At 44.3% G+C, this 15,844-nt stretch carries 19 protein-coding genes; all 19 read left to right on the top strand.

What is annotated here, in order from left to right:
- Position 1: 1 nt before the first annotated feature.
- The 19 genes from fliI to BM278_RS03685 are packed head-to-tail and all read left to right on the top strand — an operon-like array spanning position 2 to position 15,842.
- Complete coding sequence (fliI, locus tag BM278_RS03775) at positions 2 to 1,285, top strand: flagellar protein export ATPase FliI (protein ID WP_244151084.1); 1,284 nt, start codon at positions 2 to 4, stop codon at positions 1,283 to 1,285.
- Positions 1,286 to 1,291: 6 nt separating this feature from the next.
- Positions 1,292 to 1,735, top strand: coding sequence for a flagellar export protein FliJ (gene fliJ, locus BM278_RS03770; protein WP_090948027.1), 444 nt, complete (start codon positions 1,292 to 1,294; stop codon positions 1,733 to 1,735).
- 4 nt (positions 1,736 to 1,739) lie between these two features.
- The gene (locus tag BM278_RS03765) at positions 1,740 to 2,381 is read left to right on the top strand and encodes a MotE family protein (RefSeq protein ID WP_090948026.1); all 642 of its coding nucleotides are present in this window, start codon (positions 1,740 to 1,742) and stop codon (positions 2,379 to 2,381) included.
- The gene (locus BM278_RS03760) at positions 2,378 to 3,703 is read left to right on the top strand and encodes a flagellar hook-length control protein FliK (protein ID WP_090948025.1); all 1,326 of its coding nucleotides are present in this window, start codon (positions 2,378 to 2,380) and stop codon (positions 3,701 to 3,703) included. Before BM278_RS03765 ends, BM278_RS03760 begins: the two co-directional genes overlap by 4 nt.
- Positions 3,704 to 3,714: 11 nt before the next feature.
- Positions 3,715 to 4,140 (top strand): flagellar hook assembly protein FlgD, encoded by a 426-nt coding sequence (gene flgD, locus BM278_RS03755; protein ID WP_090948024.1) that lies wholly within the window; start codon positions 3,715 to 3,717, stop codon positions 4,138 to 4,140.
- Between the two features lie 20 nt (positions 4,141 to 4,160).
- On the top strand, positions 4,161 to 5,018 hold the full coding sequence (flgG, locus tag BM278_RS03750) for a flagellar basal body rod protein FlgG (RefSeq protein WP_090948023.1): 858 nt from the start codon (positions 4,161 to 4,163) through the stop codon (positions 5,016 to 5,018).
- 45 nt (positions 5,019 to 5,063) lie between these two features.
- On the top strand, positions 5,064 to 5,288 hold the full coding sequence (locus BM278_RS03745; RefSeq protein WP_090948022.1) for a flagellar FlbD family protein: 225 nt from the start codon (positions 5,064 to 5,066) through the stop codon (positions 5,286 to 5,288).
- The gene (fliL, locus tag BM278_RS03740) at positions 5,278 to 5,706 is read left to right on the top strand and encodes a flagellar basal body-associated protein FliL (protein WP_090948021.1); all 429 of its coding nucleotides are present in this window, start codon (positions 5,278 to 5,280) and stop codon (positions 5,704 to 5,706) included. The genes BM278_RS03745 and fliL overlap by 11 nt, the downstream gene beginning before the upstream one ends.
- Positions 5,707 to 5,734: 28 nt before the next feature.
- Positions 5,735 to 6,739 (top strand): flagellar motor switch protein FliM, encoded by a 1,005-nt coding sequence (fliM, locus tag BM278_RS03735; protein ID WP_090948020.1) that lies wholly within the window; start codon positions 5,735 to 5,737, stop codon positions 6,737 to 6,739.
- On the top strand, positions 6,732 to 7,907 hold the full coding sequence (gene fliY, locus BM278_RS03730; RefSeq protein WP_090948081.1) for a flagellar motor switch phosphatase FliY: 1,176 nt from the start codon (positions 6,732 to 6,734) through the stop codon (positions 7,905 to 7,907). Before fliM ends, fliY begins: the two co-directional genes overlap by 8 nt.
- A 22-nt stretch (positions 7,908 to 7,929) precedes the next feature.
- Entirely contained in the window at positions 7,930 to 8,289 is a 360-nt protein-coding gene (locus BM278_RS03725) for a response regulator (protein WP_013401257.1), read from the top strand.
- 21 nt (positions 8,290 to 8,310) lie between these two features.
- On the top strand, positions 8,311 to 8,979 hold the full coding sequence (fliZ, locus tag BM278_RS03720; RefSeq protein ID WP_090948019.1) for a flagella biosynthesis regulatory protein FliZ: 669 nt from the start codon (positions 8,311 to 8,313) through the stop codon (positions 8,977 to 8,979).
- Positions 8,972 to 9,640 (top strand): flagellar type III secretion system pore protein FliP, encoded by a 669-nt coding sequence (gene fliP, locus BM278_RS03715; protein WP_090948018.1) that lies wholly within the window; start codon positions 8,972 to 8,974, stop codon positions 9,638 to 9,640. Before fliZ ends, fliP begins: the two co-directional genes overlap by 8 nt.
- A gap of 14 nt (positions 9,641 to 9,654) precedes the next feature.
- Positions 9,655 to 9,924 (top strand): flagellar biosynthesis protein FliQ, encoded by a 270-nt coding sequence (gene fliQ / locus BM278_RS03710; protein ID WP_090948017.1) that lies wholly within the window; start codon positions 9,655 to 9,657, stop codon positions 9,922 to 9,924.
- A 6-nt stretch (positions 9,925 to 9,930) separates the two neighbouring features.
- Complete coding sequence (gene fliR, locus BM278_RS03705; protein ID WP_090948016.1) at positions 9,931 to 10,704, top strand: flagellar biosynthetic protein FliR; 774 nt, start codon at positions 9,931 to 9,933, stop codon at positions 10,702 to 10,704.
- Positions 10,705 to 11,787, top strand: coding sequence for a flagellar biosynthesis protein FlhB (flhB, locus tag BM278_RS03700; protein WP_090948015.1), 1,083 nt, complete (start codon positions 10,705 to 10,707; stop codon positions 11,785 to 11,787).
- Between the two features lie 19 nt (positions 11,788 to 11,806).
- Positions 11,807 to 13,846 carry a flagellar biosynthesis protein FlhA gene (gene flhA, locus BM278_RS03695; protein WP_090948014.1) on the top strand — a complete coding sequence of 680 codons (2,040 nt, stop codon included), beginning with the start codon at positions 11,807 to 11,809 and terminating at the stop codon, positions 13,844 to 13,846.
- Positions 13,843 to 14,973, top strand: a complete 1,131-nt coding sequence (gene flhF / locus BM278_RS03690; protein WP_090948013.1) for a flagellar biosynthesis GTPase FlhF — start codon at positions 13,843 to 13,845, stop codon at positions 14,971 to 14,973. The genes flhA and flhF overlap by 4 nt, the downstream gene beginning before the upstream one ends.
- Positions 14,970 to 15,842 (top strand): MinD/ParA family protein, encoded by an 873-nt coding sequence (locus tag BM278_RS03685; RefSeq protein ID WP_090948012.1) that lies wholly within the window; start codon positions 14,970 to 14,972, stop codon positions 15,840 to 15,842. The genes flhF and BM278_RS03685 overlap by 4 nt, the downstream gene beginning before the upstream one ends.
- The last annotated feature ends 2 nt before the right edge of the window (positions 15,843 to 15,844 follow it).

Here is a 15,844-nt window from a genome sequence, read left to right as displayed (position 1 = left end):
CATGATTGATTCATATAAACGGTTTGGCAAAGTTTCGCGGGTCATTGGCTTAATGATTGAAGCGAAGGGACCGGAAAGCTCGGTCGGCGATATTTGCTATATTCATACCGGAAGCGGCAAACAAAAGCAAATGATTGCGGCGGAAGTCGTTGGATTTAAAGAGCAGCACGTATTGTTAATGCCGTTTTCTACCGTTCAGCACATTTCACCGGGCTGCATCGTTGAAGCGACCGGAAAACCGTTACAAATTCGCGTTGGTTCTCCATTGATCGGAAAAGTGCTTGATTCGCTCGGCTATCCTCTCGATGGCAGCCCGTTGCCGAAAGGATTACGGCCAATTTCGATTGAGCGCAATCCGCCCAATCCGCTCGCAAGACCGCCGATCAGCGAGCCGATCGAAGTTGGCGTTCGCGTCATTGATAGCTTGTTGACGGTTGGCAAAGGGCAACGTGTCGGAATTTTTGCCGGCTCGGGTGTCGGAAAAAGCACATTGATGGGAATGATCGCCCGCCATACGAACGCGGATATCAACGTTATCGCATTGATCGGCGAGCGCGGGCGCGAAGTCCGTGAATTTATCGAACGAGACCTCGGTCCGGAAGGTTTGGCGCGTTCCGTCGTTGTCGTTGCGACTTCCGATCAGCCAGCGCTCATGCGGGTAAAAGGAGCGTACACTGCTACGGCGATTGCTGAGTATTTCCGCGATCAAGGAATGGATGTCATGTTTATGATGGACTCTGTCACACGCGTCGCGATGGCACAGCGGGAAATTGGGCTGGCGATCGGCGAGCCGCCGACAACAAAAGGATATACACCGTCCGTATTCGCAATACTGCCAAAATTGCTGGAACGCACAGGAACGAACGCTTACGGTACGATCACCGCGTTTTATACGGTGCTTGTCGACGGCGACGACATGAACGAGCCGATCGCCGATACGGTGCGCGGCATTTTGGACGGGCATTTCGTCCTTGAACGCAGCTTAGCCAATAGAGGGCAGTATCCGGCGATTAACGTATTAAAAAGCGTCAGCCGCGTGATGAATCACATTATTTCTCCAGAGCACCGGCAAGCGGCGGATAAGCTGCGCCAGCTTCTATCCACTTACATCAATTCGGAAGACTTAATCAATATCGGGGCGTACAAGCGAGGATCGTCAAAAGAAATTGATGAAGCGATCCGCTATTATCCAGAAATCATTTCTTTTTGCAAACAAGATATTGATGAGAAAGTGACAAAAGACGAAAGCATTGAGATGTTACTTCATTTAATGCATACAGGGTGAAAAACGATGGGATACGTGTTTAAGCTGCAAAAAGTTTTAACAATGAAAGAAAACGAGAAAAAGCAAGCAGTGGGAGAATATAACGAAGCTGTGCAGCGTTTTCAGGAAGTGGCGGAAAAATTATACCACTTTCTTAAGCAAAAGGAACAATATGAAGAAATGCATAAACAAAAGCTTCAAGCAGGATTGCCGATTCAAGAAATTCGCCATTTCCAGCAGTTTATTTCCAATCTCGAACGGACGATCCACCATTATCAGCTTCTAGTGATGCAAGCAAGGGAACAAATGCAGCGCAAGCAAATAAAATTAACCGAACTTAATATAGAAGTGAAAAAATTTGAAAAAATAAAAGAAAAATATATGCAAGCTGTTGTCGAAGCGGAAAGAATGGCGGAAAACAAATGGATGGACGAAATTTCGATTCAACGTTTTGTGCATCGGGGAGATTAGAAAGATGGCAGAAAATCAAGAAATGGAGAGAGAAGAGAAAGGAAGCAGACTCCAATGGTTTTTGTTTATTATCGTCATTCCAACGTTGTTTGCGGCAACGTTAGCCCTTGTCATTATGGCAATTGCCGGGATCAACGTTTTTGACGCGGTGGAAAAGCATAGCAAAGACATTCCGATTGTCTCGCAATATATAGACGTGCAGGAAGCGAAAAACGAATTGAAAAAAGAATTAGAAAAAACGATCGAAAAGAAAAATGAAATTATTAAGAAGCAACAGAAAGAAATCAAAAAACTAGAAAACGAACTAGCCACAAAGCAGCAGGAAGTCAATGATCTACAAACAGAAGTCAACAGCTTACGCGAGGAATTATCAGCTGCTGAAACGGCAGGAGAAGCAAATGCGCAAGCACAAACGCCAACGATGGAAGACGTTGCGCGCATGTATGAAACGATGTCGGAGAAAAACGCCGCAATGATTTTGGCCAAAATGCCTGAAGATGAAGTGTTGGCGATCTTATCTTCATTAAACAGCGATAAAGCGGCGGCGATTTTAGAAAATATGTCACCTGATGATGCGGCAAAATACACATCGATGCTCGCACAACGCGCTAGAGAAAATTCATCCGTTGAGGAGGCGGCAAGGTGAAAATAGGGACTAGCTATCAACCGTTTGTTCCACAAATAGTAGGGCCGCCAAAGGAAGCGGCCGCGAAATCAGCGGCGGGAAACGGAGAAACAAGCCCGTTCCAACAGCTGCTAGCAATCATAGGAACGAATACAAAAAATGAAGAAGGAAACGTTCTCGTTTCTCATGAGAGTTCTTCCGCGCCAGCGAAACAGCAGAAAGATGCGACCGGTCAAATAGCGATAGAGGAATGGCTTCCTTTTCTCTTTTTCATATGGAACAACGTGAAAGATGCGAATCAGATGGATGATTCTTCTATTTTTCCTAACCATTCAATAGGGAAAGCTGTTGCAAATAATGAAGCGATTGCACGGTTCATCAAGCAAATAGACAAAGATATGTTCATAGAACAAATAAGCAATGCAATCAACGGCGAATCGTCGTCACGCTTGCTTTCCCTTTTTGCTAACGACGCGTTTATCCAGTTTATCACGCAAATAGACAAAGACGTGCTCATAGAACAAATAAACAATGCATCATCTCGTTTATATTCTTTTCTTGATGCTGATATACATCCTTTATTGCAAAAAGGTATAATGAAAGAAAGCAAAGAACAGATTGATATCCAAACGATTTTGCGAGAAACGTTGGCGAGATTGAATGAACAAGAAAAAAGCACAGAAATTTCTAGCAACAGTAATAAAACAGAAAAGCGGATGTTGCAAAATCGGTTTTTGCCTTCATCTCCATCCGTTTTCAGTAAAAGCTTTGCTTCGTCGTTAAGCAATGCAGCGGCTGCCGAAAACGTAGAAAAACAGAAAAATAGCGGCATGACGTTGTTTAATGTGCCGTTGCCGAACGAAAATATCGTTATGTCACGAGAGAACGAACCAGTTATTGTTGTTGACAAGGCGTTATCCGGCTCAAAAATCAATGAATCATTTCTCCAGCAATTAACAAATATTGTCCAATCGGGGCGATTTACCCGTTTCCAAAACGGAAATGCGCAACTCGTCATTCGCCTTTATCCTGAACATTTAGGAACATTGACTGTCAAAATTGCGCGCGAACATGGGACGTTGACGGCAAAGCTGATCGCATCGACAGATTCAGCGAAAGAGCTTTTAGATGCAAACTTGCCGCAGCTATATCACGTTTTATCAACGGAAAATATCACGGTGGAAAAATGGGACGCGCTGGCGCAAGACCGCTATATGCCTGCATTTTATCAAGAAGAACGCGGACATGAGCAAAAAGAGCGCCAGCAGCGAAAAGAAGAAAAAGCGAAAAAACAATCTTTCCATGACGAGTTTATGACAGAAATGATCGATGTGGAAGCATAGGAGGGAAAGCTGTGACAACAAATGGAATTGATCCGAGTTTGCTATTGGAAAACTATAAGCCGCCCGAACGAAAAACTGGAAACCAAATATTAGGAAAAGACGATTTTTTGAAAATTTTGCTTGTCCAATTGCAAAACCAAGATCCGTTAAACCCGGTGGAAGATAAAGAGTTTATCGCACAAATGGCGAATTTTTCTACTCTAGAACAAATGATCAATATTTCCAACATGTTCGAGCGGTTGATGCAAACGCAAAATAGTCAAGCGCTGCTTCGCTACAGTGAATGGATCGGCAAAAACGTGTATTGGCAAGAAGAAGGAGATACAAAAAGCGGGATCGTGAAGTCGGTGTCGCAAAAAGATAATCAAATTTTTCTAGAGTTGGATAATGGCGTGACAATCGATGCGAGCCTTGTTATAAAAGTAGAATCCAAATAAATGAAAGGGAGAGGATCGAAATGCTTCGTTCGATGTATTCGGGAATTAGCGCGATGAAAAACTTCCAAACAAAGTTGGATGTCATCGGAAACAACATCGCCAATGTCAATACGTATGGCTTTAAAAAAGGAAGAACGATTTTTAAAGATTTAGTCAGCCAGCAAATCGCCGGGGCAAGCGGTCCGACAGCAAATCGTGGCGGAGTAAACCCGAAGCAAGTTGGTTTAGGAATGCAGCTGGCAGCCATTGATACCGTCCATACGCAAGGAAGCACGCAACCGACAGGGCGCCCGCTAGATTTGGCGATTTCTGGCGACGGATTTTTTGTCTTAGGAGAGAAAAATGGAAGTACACCAAATCCAGATGATTTGACAAATCTATTATATACAAGATCAGGTAATTTTTATCTTGATGCTGGAGATAATCCTAATAATACTACTAATCTTGATAATGATTTTAGATATATTGTCAGTGCTGACGGACGCTATTTACTTGGTACAAGCGGACGCATCGGAATTCCTAAAAGTGCGCAAAGTGTTAGTATTGGTTCAGATGGAACTGTAAGCTATGTAGATTCAACGGGGGCTTTACGGAGCGCAGGTAAAATCCAATTAGCAAAATTCGCTAATAACGAAGGATTAGAAAAGGTAGGGGACAACCTTTTCAGACCGACAGCTAACTCTGGCAACCCTCAGACAGGCGCTCCTGGCACTAATGGAACCGGCACGATTGTCGCCGGCACGCTGGAAATGTCCAACGTCGATCTTGCGGAGGAGTTTACGGAAATGATCGTTGCGCAGCGCGGCTTCCAGGCGAATACGCGCATTATTACAACATCTGATGAAATTTTGCAAGAACTTGTTAACTTGAAGAAATAGTAAAGGGGGGAGGGTACTAGCCGCCGGCTAGTGCCCTGCGCATCCATGATTACGTTAACGCGGCTAAACGGAAAAAAGTTTGTATTAAATGCGATTTATATTGAACAAGTCGAAGCATTTCCGGATACAACGATTACATTAACAAACGGAAAAAAATTTGTCGTACGCGAATCAGTGCAAGAGGTCACCGCATTGGTAAGCGGCTTCTACCGGCAAATTGCGGTGCTGCGCTTACCGGAAGGCTTAGGAGGATCAGAAAGTGAAAAGTAATCGGTTAATCAAAACGATGCTAATCCTATTAGTTATTATCGCCCTTATCGGTGCGATCGCGTTAATTGCCGTGCTGAAATTGACAGGGGAAAAAGAGCAAAGCACGCCAAGCGCTGACGAAATTGTGGAAAGTTCGATCGACATCCCTGAAATCACGACGAATTTAGCAGACGGAAGATATGTGAAAATTTCCTTTAAGATTCAAACAAATAGTAAAGAAGGAAAAGAAGAAGCGGAAAAACGCGACTTTCAAATTAAAAATATTATTATCGAAGAACTTTCTGAAATGAAAGCAGAAAGCTTTAAAGGAAAAAAAGGGATGACTTCCTTTGAAGAGCGTTTAAAACAGCAAATTAATCAAATTATGCAAAATGGAAAAGTGGAGCAAGTATACATTACCTCCTTTGTCCTCCAATAGTTTGTACCGTTAGGAGGGAACAACGATCATGACGACTGGCGAAGTATTATCGCAAAGCGAAATCGACGCGCTGTTGGCCGCATTGTCTACGGGGGAAATAAGCGCGGAAGAGCTGAAAAAAGAAGAAGAAGGAAAACGCGTGAAAGTGTATGATTTTAAGCGGGCGCTCCGCTTTTCAAAAGATCAAATCCGCAGCTTAACGCGCATTCACGAAAATTTGGCGAGATTGTTGACAACTTTTTTTGCAGCGCAATTGCGTACATACGTGCAAATATCGGTGGCGTCGGCCGATCAAATACCGTATGAAGAGTTTATTCGTTCCCTTCCGAAATTGACGTTTTTAAACGTTTTTGAAGTTCCGCCGCTGAATGGGCATATATTAGTGGAAGTGAATCCAAACGTCGCCTATGCGATGCTTGATCGCGTGATGGGCGGAAGCGGAACGAGCGTGAACAAAGTCGATAATTTAACGGAAATTGAAACGCGGATTATGTCCAATTTGTTTGATAAAGCTTTTTCCAATTTGCGCGACGCATGGGAATCGGTTGCGGAAATTGATCCTGTTTTCACAAATTTTGAAGTAAATCCGCAGTTTTTGCAAATGATCTCTCCGAATGATACGGTTGTCGTGATTTCGCTGAACACACAAATCGGCGAGACGAGCGGAATGATGAATATTTGCATTCCTTATATTGTGCTAGAGCCGGTTATGCCAAAGCTTTCTGTCCATTATTGGATGCAGGCGCAAAAAAAAGAGAGTTCGCCGGAAGAAACAGAAGCGCTTGAGCGGCGAATTCGCTTCGCCAAACTTCCAATTATAGTTGAACTTGGCACAGCAACCATTACCATTCAAGACTTTTTGCAGCTGGAAGTCGGCGATGTAATTGAACTCGATCAATCTATTCAGCAGCCGCTTCTTATCAAAGTCGGGAACATTCCAAAATTTATTGGTCAGCCAGGAAAAAAAAATAGAAGGTTGGCGGTACAAATTTTAGATACGTTTAAGGGGGCAGAAAATTACGATGATGAATAATGATGAGATGCTATCGCAAGATGAAATCGATGCGCTGTTGCGCGGGACAGATGAAAATGACGATATTCCCCAGCTGGATGAAGTATTATCGCCGCTTGAGCAAGACGCGCTAGGGGAAATTGGCAACATTTCGTTTGGAAGTTCGGCAACAGCGCTGTCGGTGCTGTTAAATCAAAAAGTCGAAATCACGACGCCAAGCGTTTCGATCATTCAACGAAAAAATGTTGACAGCGAATTTCCGCAGCCGTACGTGGCGATTCAAGTCAATTATACGGATGGATTTTTAGGAACGAATTTGCTTGTCATTAAGCAAGAAGACGCGGCTATTATCGCGGACTTGATGCTGGGCGGTGATGGGACGAATACAGCGGGCGAATTGGGAGAAATTCAATTAAGCGCTGTGCAGGCAGCGATGAACCAAATGATGGGGTCAGCGGCGACGTCGATGTCCACCATTTTCGGCAAACGTGTCGATATTTCTCCCCCGACCGTTCACCTGTTGGACATAAAAGAAAAAAAAGGAATCGAATATTTGCCGAACGAAGATATATTTATTAAAGTTTCCTTTCGTTTGAAAATTGGCGATTTAATTGATTTGAGCATTATGCAGCTATTGCCCATTGATTTTGCGAAAGAGCTTGTGCAGCAGCTGCTTCATTCCAATGGCGAAACAAATTCTTCCAACAGTGCGGCAGAAGCGGGAAAAGAAACTGCTGCGCAAGAGGCGGCGGCCTCCCAATCTTCAGTAACGGCTGGAACAAGCGGTGCACAGCCGTCTTATGAACCTTCCAAAACGGAGGCGCGTGAAACGACAAATCATTTTGGGACGAACGCTAGAGTGGGAGAACGACAAATTCAGTCGGCTGATTTTGCTGAATTTGAGCCGTCTCCACCGGTGGATACAGAAGTAAAAAACTTGTCGCTTCTCCTTGACGTTCCGCTTCAAGTTACCGTCGAACTTGGCCGTACAAAACGTTCTGTTCAAGAAATTTTACATTTGTCCTCAGGCTCGATTATCGAATTGGACAAATTGGCCGGAGAACCTGTTGATATATTAGTAAACAATAAGCTTATTGCTAAAGGGGAAGTTGTTGTGATTGATGAAAATTTTGGCGTGCGCGTTACAGATATTATTAGCCAAAGCGATCGCTTAAAAAGGCTAAAATAATCGTTTAGGGGGTTCATAGACAATGGCAAGAATATTGGTTGTCGATGATGCTGCATTTATGAGAATGATGATTAAAGACATTTTAACAAAAAATGGGCACGAAGTAGTAGCAGAAGCGGCCGATGGCTTGCAAGCGATTGAAAAGTATAAAGAAACTCGTCCCGATATCGTAACGATGGACATTACGATGCCGGAGATGGACGGTATTACCGCGTTGAAAGAAATTAAAAAAATTGACAGCAATGCAAAAGTCATTATGTGTTCGGCGATGGGGCAGCAGGCGATGGTCATTGACGCCATTCAAGCAGGTGCAAAAGATTTTGTCGTCAAACCGTTCCAAGCTGACCGTGTCATTGAAGCGATCAATAAAACGCTTGGATAAAGCGCAAGAGGTGGAGCAAGTTTGCTACAGTTACGAATCATTCCGTTGTTTTTATGCATCGTTGTCGCGATTGCTGCGCAAACAGGGCTTCCTGTTTTTGCGGAGCAATCGCCGACCGTGGAAGAATGCTTAAAGCATCCTGACTTGTGCGAGCAGCCGGCTAATGCAAATAAAAATGAAGTTGCGCCAACGGCAGATGAGCAACGGTCACCTTTTTCCGTTTGGGATGTCATCAAACTCATTGGCGCAACGGCGTTTGTACTTTTGCTCATTTACGGATTGCTAAAATTTCTCCATCGTCGCGGCCAGTTGTTTTCCGGAAAAAAAGGAGTCATCGAACATCTTGGCGGGACAAGCGTTGGCACCAATCGTTCGGTCCAATTAGTGAAAGTAGGAAATCATATTCTTGTGATTGGGGTCGGCGAATCGATTCAATTATTGCGGGAAATCGACGATGAGCAAGAAATAAACGAAATTTTAGCGATGCATAATGAACGATTGCAGCAAATGTTGGAACCGAGTAAATGGAGTGCCCGTATGCGCGGTTATTTGACAGCGAAACGGAAACAGGCAGACGATCGCCATGATGCGTTTCGCGAGATGTTCGCAAAACAAATGCAGGAGTTGTCAACGAAGCGTAAAGAACTATTGAAGCAGATTGAACAGAAAGGAACGGCATCCGATGAATGAATTTATGCAAATGTTTAATCAAGTCGCTCCTGAAAATGTTTCCACGTCCGTGAAACTGCTCCTGCTGTTAACCGTATTGTCCATCGCTCCTGGCATTTTAATTATGATGACGTGCTTTACGCGCATTATTATCGTTTTATCGTTCGTTCGCACATCGCTTGGAACGCAGCAAATGCCGCCAAACCAAGTGTTGATCGGTTTAGCGATGTTTTTGACGTTTTTCATTATGGCGCCGACTTTTAAAGAAATAAACGATCAGGCGCTGCAACCGTTGTTTTCGGAAAAAATTAATTTGGAGCAAGCGTATGAACGCGCTTCTGTGCCGATTAAAGAGTTTATGAGCAAGCATACGCGGCAAAAAGATTTGGCATTATTTTTATCATATAGCGGCGCGAAAAAGCCGAAAACCGTGCAAGATATTCCGTTGTCAACGCTTGTTCCGGCGTTTGCGATCAGCGAAATAAAAACGGCGTTTCAAATGGGGTTTATGATTTTTATTCCATTTCTTGTCATCGATATGATTGTCGCAAGCGTGTTGATGTCAATGGGAATGATGATGCTGCCGCCTGTGATGATTTCCTTGCCGTTTAAAATTTTGCTGTTTGTCCTTGTCGATGGGTGGTATTTAGTCGTGAAATCGCTGTTAGAAAGCTTTCAATAAAGTAGGTGGCAAATATGAGCGCCGATTTTGTCATTCGTGTGGCCGAGCAAGGAGTATATGCGATTTTAATCGTAAGCGGTCCGCTTCTTTTGTTATCCCTTGCCGTTGGGCTTATTATTAGCATTTTCCAAGCGACGACGCAAATTCAAGAGCAAACGCTCGCGTTTGTGCCAAAAATCGTCGCCGTATTAGTCGGGCTTGTTTTTTTCGGGCCGTGGATGTTGACGAAAATGGTATCATATGCGTACGAGATTTTTAACAATTTAACAAAATATATAGGCTGATGAGTGATGGAGCAATTATGGTTGCATTTTCCGGCGTTTTTGCTCGTTTTTGCGCGGGTCGCTTCCTTTTTTGCGACATTGCCGCTGTTTTCGTACCGAACGATTCCAATGGCGCACAAAGTCGGACTGTCGTTTTTTCTAAGTTGGATGATATTTTTTGCTATTTCTAAACCGGCGATCGCTTTAGACGACATGTATGTGCTGCTTGTGGTCAAAGAAGTGCTCGTCGGTCTTTGCATCGGCTTATTTGCCTATATGATCATATCGGCGATTCAAATCGTCGGCGGGTTGATCGATTTTCAAATGGGGTTTGCCATCGCCAATGTCATCGATCCGCAAACAGGCGCGCAAAATCCGTTGATGGGGCAATATTTTTACACGTTTGCTTTGTTGCTGTTGCTTTCAGTAAATGGGCACCATCTTCTGCTCGACGGAGTGTTTTACAGCTATCGGTTTATTCCGCTTGACCATTGGCCGCGTTTGGACGACGGTCATGTCGCGGAATACATCGTTAAATCGTTTAGCGCGATGTTTGCCATCGCTTTTCAAATGTCGGTCCCGCTTGTCGGTTGTTTATTTTTAGTCGACGTTGCGCTTGGAATTGTGGCACGGACAGTCCCGCAGCTCAATATTTTCGTCGTCGGGTTTCCAGTGAAAATTGCCGTGGGGTTTATACTGCTAATTGTAACGATGGCAGCGTTGTTTATTGCTGTTCGCCATTTGTTCGACACGATGTTTTTGTCGATGCGCGAGCTGATGAAACTTTTAGGAGGACCATAAATGAGCGGATTGCGCCTTGATTTGCAATTTTTTGCCGGCGAAAAAACGGAAAAAGCGACTCCGCGAAAGCGGCAAGAAGTTCGCGGAAAAGGGCAAGTTGCCAAAAGCGCCGACGTTAACACGGCGCTTGTCATGCTCGTTGTTTTTCTCGTTTTGTACTTCTCCGGAACTCATTATAAAGAGCAGGTTTTGCGGTTCATGCATCAATCGTTTGAACAATACACGCTTATCGATCTAACCATTGATTCGGTTCACCGCATTTTTCTCACATTGTTAAAAAATGTAGCGATGATTGTCGCGCCGATTTTTCTCGCGGCAGTGGCCGCCGCTTGTTTGGCCAATTTTTTGCAAGTAGGGTTTCTGTTTACGACAGAACCGTTGAAAATCAACTGGAGCCGGCTTGATCCCATTCAAGGGTTTAAGCGGATGATATCGCTGCGCGCGCTTGTCGAGCTGCTAAAATCGCTTTTAAAAATCAGCGTTGTCGGGCTTGTTACGTTTGCTTTGCTATGGTTTCAGCTTGACCACATTTTGTCGCTAACGACGAAATCGTTGGGAGCGACATTAAGTTCATTAGCTAGTTTAACGGTAAAAATGGGGCTTTACGCTTCTTTTGCTCTGCTGTTTCTCGCGATTTTCGATTATTTGTATCAGCGTTTTGAATTTGAAAAAAATATCCGAATGTCTAAACAAGATATTAAAGACGAATACAAAAAAACAGAAGGAGATCCATTAATTAAGTCTAGAATTAAGCAAAAGCAGCGGGAAATGGCGATGAGGCGGATGATGCAAGAAGTGCCGAAAGCCGACGTCGTCATCACGAACCCGACGCACTATGCAGTGGCGCTGAAATATGAAGATGGAAAGATGGATGCGCCGATTGTCGTCGCGAAAGGCGTCGATTACGTTGCTATCAAAATCAAGCAACTTGCGAAAGAGCATGATGTCGTGACGGTAGAAAATCGTCCGCTTGCCCAGGCGCTTTATCGGCAAACGGAAGTAGGCGATATGATTCCGGAAGAGTTTTTTAAAGCGGTAGCGGAAATTTTAGCATACGTGTACCGCTTGAAACGAAAAGTTTAGCAGTAGGGAGAGAACATGTATGCAAGCAAGAGATTTATCGGTGTTATTGATGGTTGTCTTAATTGTCGCAATGCTGATTATACCACTACCGTCATGGCTATTGAGCGTGTTGATCATTATCAATATTTCGCTTGCGCTGTTGGTTCTCCTTACGTCGATGAATATGAAAGAGCCGCTGCAGTTTTCGATTTTTCCGTCCCTTTTATTGCTTTTGACGCTATTTCGGCTAGGGTTAAACGTTTCTACGACTCGTTCGATTTTAAGCAAAGGAGAAGCGGGCGGAGTCGTCGAAACGTTCGGGACGTTTGTCGTTGGCGGCAATGTCGTCGTCGGTTTCGTCGTGTTTTTGATTTTAATCATCATCCAATTTGTCGTCATTACAAGAGGCGCTGAACGCGTATCGGAAGTGGCGGCGCGTTTTACGCTTGATGCGATGCCGGGGAAGCAAATGAGCATTGACGCGGATTTAAACGCCGGAATGATTTCGGAGCAAGAAGCGCGGCAGCGCCGCGAAAAAATCGCCCAAGAAGCGGACTTTTATGGAGCGATGGATGGGGCAAGCAAGTTTGTCAAAGGCGATGCGATTGCCGGAATGGTTATTGTCGTCATCAACATGCTATTCGGCATGGTGATTGGCGTCGTTCAACAAGGTCTTGACATATCGGAGGCGGCACAGCGCTACACGCTATTAACCGTCGGCGATGGAATCGTCAGCCAAATTCCTGCATTATTAATCTCAACGGCTACAGGGATTGTCGTGACAAGAGCCGCATCGGATAGCAATCTCGGCGGCGATATTATGAAGCAGCTGTTTGCGTTTCCGAAAATGCTGTATGTAACAGCAGGAACGATTTTCTTATTAGGATTGCTTACGCCGATTAATGATGTACTCACCGTTCCGGTCGCCGGTTTGCTTGCGCTTGGCGGATATCGTTTTACCACACAAGCGGCCCGCCAAGAAGCAGCGCCTTCGCAAGAAGAAACAGAAGAAGTGGAAATGGATGAACTAAAAAGCCCTGAAAGTGTCATTCAGCTGTTGAGTGTTGATCCAATCGAATTTGAATTTGGTTATGCCTTGATCCCACTTGCAGATGCGAACCAAGGCGGAGATTTGCTTGATCGGATCGTCATGATCCGTCGGCAGCTTGCCTTAGAGTTGGGATTAGTTATTCCGGTTGTGCGTATACGCGATAATATTCAACTTCAGCCGAATGAGTATCGCTTGAAAATTAAAGGAAATGAAGTGGCGCGCGGCGAGTTGCTTTTAGACCATTATTTAGCGATGAGTCCAGGAATTGAAGATGATTCCATTGAAGGGATCGATACGGTGGAGCCGGCGTTTGGGCTTCCAGCGAAATGGATTTCTGAAGATATGAAAGATCGGGCGGAGATGTTGGGCTATACCGTTGTTGACCCTCCTTCCGTCGTTTCCACGCATATTACAGAAGTGTTAAAAGCGCATGCCCATGAACTGTTAGGGCGTCAGGAAACGAAACAGCTTGTTGATCATTTAAAAGAATCGTATCCGGTATTAGTGGAAGAAGTGACCCCGAACCCGCTTTCGATCGGCGAAGTGCAAAAAGTGTTAGCGAAATTATTAAAAGAAAAAGTATCGATCCGAAATTTGCCGCTTATTTTTGAAACGTTGGCGGATTTTGCCCGCATAACGACGGATACGGACATATTAACGGAATACGTGCGGCAAGCGTTGGCGCGACAAATTACGAATCAATATGTCATTCCGGGGGAGCCGCTAAAAGTAATTACGTTATCGGGAAAAGTCGAAAAAACGATCGCCGACGCAGTGCAACAGACCGAACACGGCAGTTATTTATCGCTTGATCCGGCGTTGTCGCAGTCGATCATCGCAGCGATTGCCGCACAGCTTGAACAGCATCCGTTTGCGAATCAAACGCCGATTTTGCTTTGTTCCCCTGCTGTTCGCATGTATGTGCGGCAATTGACGGAACGGCATTTTCCAAACTTGCCGATTTTATCTTACAATGAACTTGAAGCGAATGTGGAAGTTCAAAGTGTTGGGATGGTGGATATAGAATGAAAGTAAAAAAATTTGTTGCGCCGTCGATGCCGGAAGCGATGAAAATGATCCGCGCCGAACTTGGAAACGACGCGGTGATTTTAAATTCAAAAGTCGTTCGGAAAGGCGGATTTTTCGGGTTGTTTACGAAAAAAAATATCGAGGTGATAGCCGCCGTCGATCCGCAGCCTGCGCGCCAAAGATCGGAAAGAAAAAAGGAGGAGGCCTCTTTTTCCGCCTCGTTTCTTGCCGAGAAAAAGCAGAAAGAAGATGCGGAGTTGCTTCATGAACTGAAAGAGTTAAAAACGATGTTAAAACAGCTGTCAACGAATGTCAGTTCCGGCTTTTCCCAATATCCAGGGCCGTTGAATGAAGTGCACTACCAGCTTGTAAAGCAAGAAATTTCCGCTCCGCTTGTGCAAGAAATTATGGCTGATTTGCTAGAACGATGGTATACAAACGGCGGAACCGCGACGGAACAACAAGTGTTTGCTTGGGCAAAAGAAATAATGAAGGAAAAATTATCACCGCTTCCGTTTGGTGGAATCTCCTTTCAAAAAAAATATATTAATGTCGTCGGACCGACAGGGGTAGGAAAAACGACGACATTGGCCAAAATCGCAGCGCGCTGCGTTTTGCATCATGGAAAAAGCATTGCGTTTATTACAACGGATACGTATCGGATTGCTGCCATTGATCAATTGAAAACATATGCGAAAATTTTAAATGTACCGCTTGAAGTTTGTTATAACTTACAAGATTTCCATGAAGCGAAGAAAAAGCTGTCCGATCGCGATGTTGTGCTTATTGATACGGCAGGACGAAATTTCCGTCATCCACAATATGTAAACGATTTGCGAAATATGATCGATTTTGATGAAGAAATGGAGACATTTCTCGTATTTGCGCTGACGGCAAAATATGACGATATGAAAGCCATTTATGAACAGTTTTCCCTTATTCCGATTGATCGCTTTATTTTTACAAAGTTGGATGAAACAACTCATTACGGTGCGATGTTTAATTTAATGATGGAATATAAAGTAGGGGCATCTTACTTAACAAACGGACAAAACGTTCCCGACGATATGATCGAAGCAACTGTTGAACACATTATCAATATGTTGTTTGGAGTCGAACGAGTATGAGAGATCAAGCGGAAAGCTTACGGTTGCGATTAAGTAGACAAAGCGAACGACAAGGGGAAACAAAAGCGATTGCGATCACCAGTGGAAAAGGCGGGGTAGGCAAATCGAACGTTTCGCTGAATTTTTCGATTACGTTATCTAAACGCGGTTTTCGTGTATTGTTGCTTGACATGGATATCGGGATGGGAAACATCGATATTTTGCTCGGCCAATCGTCTAGCGCGACGATCATTGATTTATTTTACAAACGACTTTCGTTGTATGAGCTCATTAAAAACGGTCCGGAAAATATTTCGTTTATTGCCGGGGGAACGGGACTGGCAAACGTGTTTACGATGGATGATGAAAAAATCGACTACTTTTTGACACAGTTACAATCGGTTTCAGAACAATACGACTATTTGATTTTCGATATGGGAGCGGGTATTTCCGAAGACCGCCTCCGTCTTTTAAAGGCGGTTCATGAAATTTTTATCGTTACGACAACGGAACCGACAGCGGTTACGGATGCATACGCGATGATGAAATATGTTCACATGCAAGAAAAAAATGTCCCGTTTTATCTCATCGTCAACCGGGCCCAAACGGAGCAAGAAGGGCGGGATACGCTTCAGCGGTTAAAACGTGTGGCGAAACAATTTCTTCAAAAGGACATTATTCCATTAGGCGTTTTGCCGGAAGATCGTTCTGTCTCTAAGGCGGTGGTGCGGCAAACTCCGTTTTTGTTGTTCGATCCTGTTTCAAAAGTGAGCCGCGCGATGCATATGCTAACTGATCGTTATTTGTCGGCGCGGTCCATCGATGAAGAACGGGTCCATCGTCCGTTTAACTTCTTTGCTAGACTGCGGCATTTTCTTTTAGAGAGGTAGAG

Source organism: Parageobacillus thermantarcticus, from assembly GCF_900111865.1.
Taxonomy (GTDB): Bacteria; Bacillota; Bacilli; order Bacillales; family Anoxybacillaceae; genus Parageobacillus; species Parageobacillus thermantarcticus.
The sequence above is the reverse complement of the archived record's forward strand: the minus strand, read 5'-3'. Positions and strand labels throughout refer to the sequence as shown.

Excerpts from the sequence above, each read along its gene's own strand:
- fliI (WP_244151084.1), top strand. The coding sequence starts at position 2 with ATGATTGATTCATATAAACGGTTTGGCAAAGTTTCGCGGGTCATTGGC.
- fliJ (WP_090948027.1), top strand. The coding sequence starts at position 1,292 with ATGGGATACGTGTTTAAGCTGCAAAAAGTTTTAACAATGAAAGAAAAC.
- BM278_RS03765 (WP_090948026.1), top strand. The coding sequence starts at position 1,740 with ATGGCAGAAAATCAAGAAATGGAGAGAGAAGAGAAAGGAAGCAGACTC.
- flgG (WP_090948023.1), top strand. The coding sequence starts at position 4,161 with ATGCTTCGTTCGATGTATTCGGGAATTAGCGCGATGAAAAACTTCCAA.
- BM278_RS03745 (WP_090948022.1), top strand. The coding sequence starts at position 5,064 with ATGATTACGTTAACGCGGCTAAACGGAAAAAAGTTTGTATTAAATGCG.
- fliM (WP_090948020.1), top strand. The coding sequence starts at position 5,735 with ATGACGACTGGCGAAGTATTATCGCAAAGCGAAATCGACGCGCTGTTG.
- fliY (WP_090948081.1), top strand. The coding sequence starts at position 6,732 with ATGAATAATGATGAGATGCTATCGCAAGATGAAATCGATGCGCTGTTG.
- BM278_RS03725 (WP_013401257.1), top strand. The coding sequence starts at position 7,930 with ATGGCAAGAATATTGGTTGTCGATGATGCTGCATTTATGAGAATGATG.
- fliP (WP_090948018.1), top strand. The coding sequence starts at position 8,972 with ATGAATGAATTTATGCAAATGTTTAATCAAGTCGCTCCTGAAAATGTT.
- fliQ (WP_090948017.1), top strand. The coding sequence starts at position 9,655 with ATGAGCGCCGATTTTGTCATTCGTGTGGCCGAGCAAGGAGTATATGCG.
- fliR (WP_090948016.1), top strand. The coding sequence starts at position 9,931 with ATGGAGCAATTATGGTTGCATTTTCCGGCGTTTTTGCTCGTTTTTGCG.
- flhB (WP_090948015.1), top strand. The coding sequence starts at position 10,705 with ATGAGCGGATTGCGCCTTGATTTGCAATTTTTTGCCGGCGAAAAAACG.
- flhA (WP_090948014.1), top strand. The coding sequence starts at position 11,807 with ATGCAAGCAAGAGATTTATCGGTGTTATTGATGGTTGTCTTAATTGTC.
- flhF (WP_090948013.1), top strand. The coding sequence starts at position 13,843 with ATGAAAGTAAAAAAATTTGTTGCGCCGTCGATGCCGGAAGCGATGAAA.
- BM278_RS03685 (WP_090948012.1), top strand. The coding sequence starts at position 14,970 with ATGAGAGATCAAGCGGAAAGCTTACGGTTGCGATTAAGTAGACAAAGC.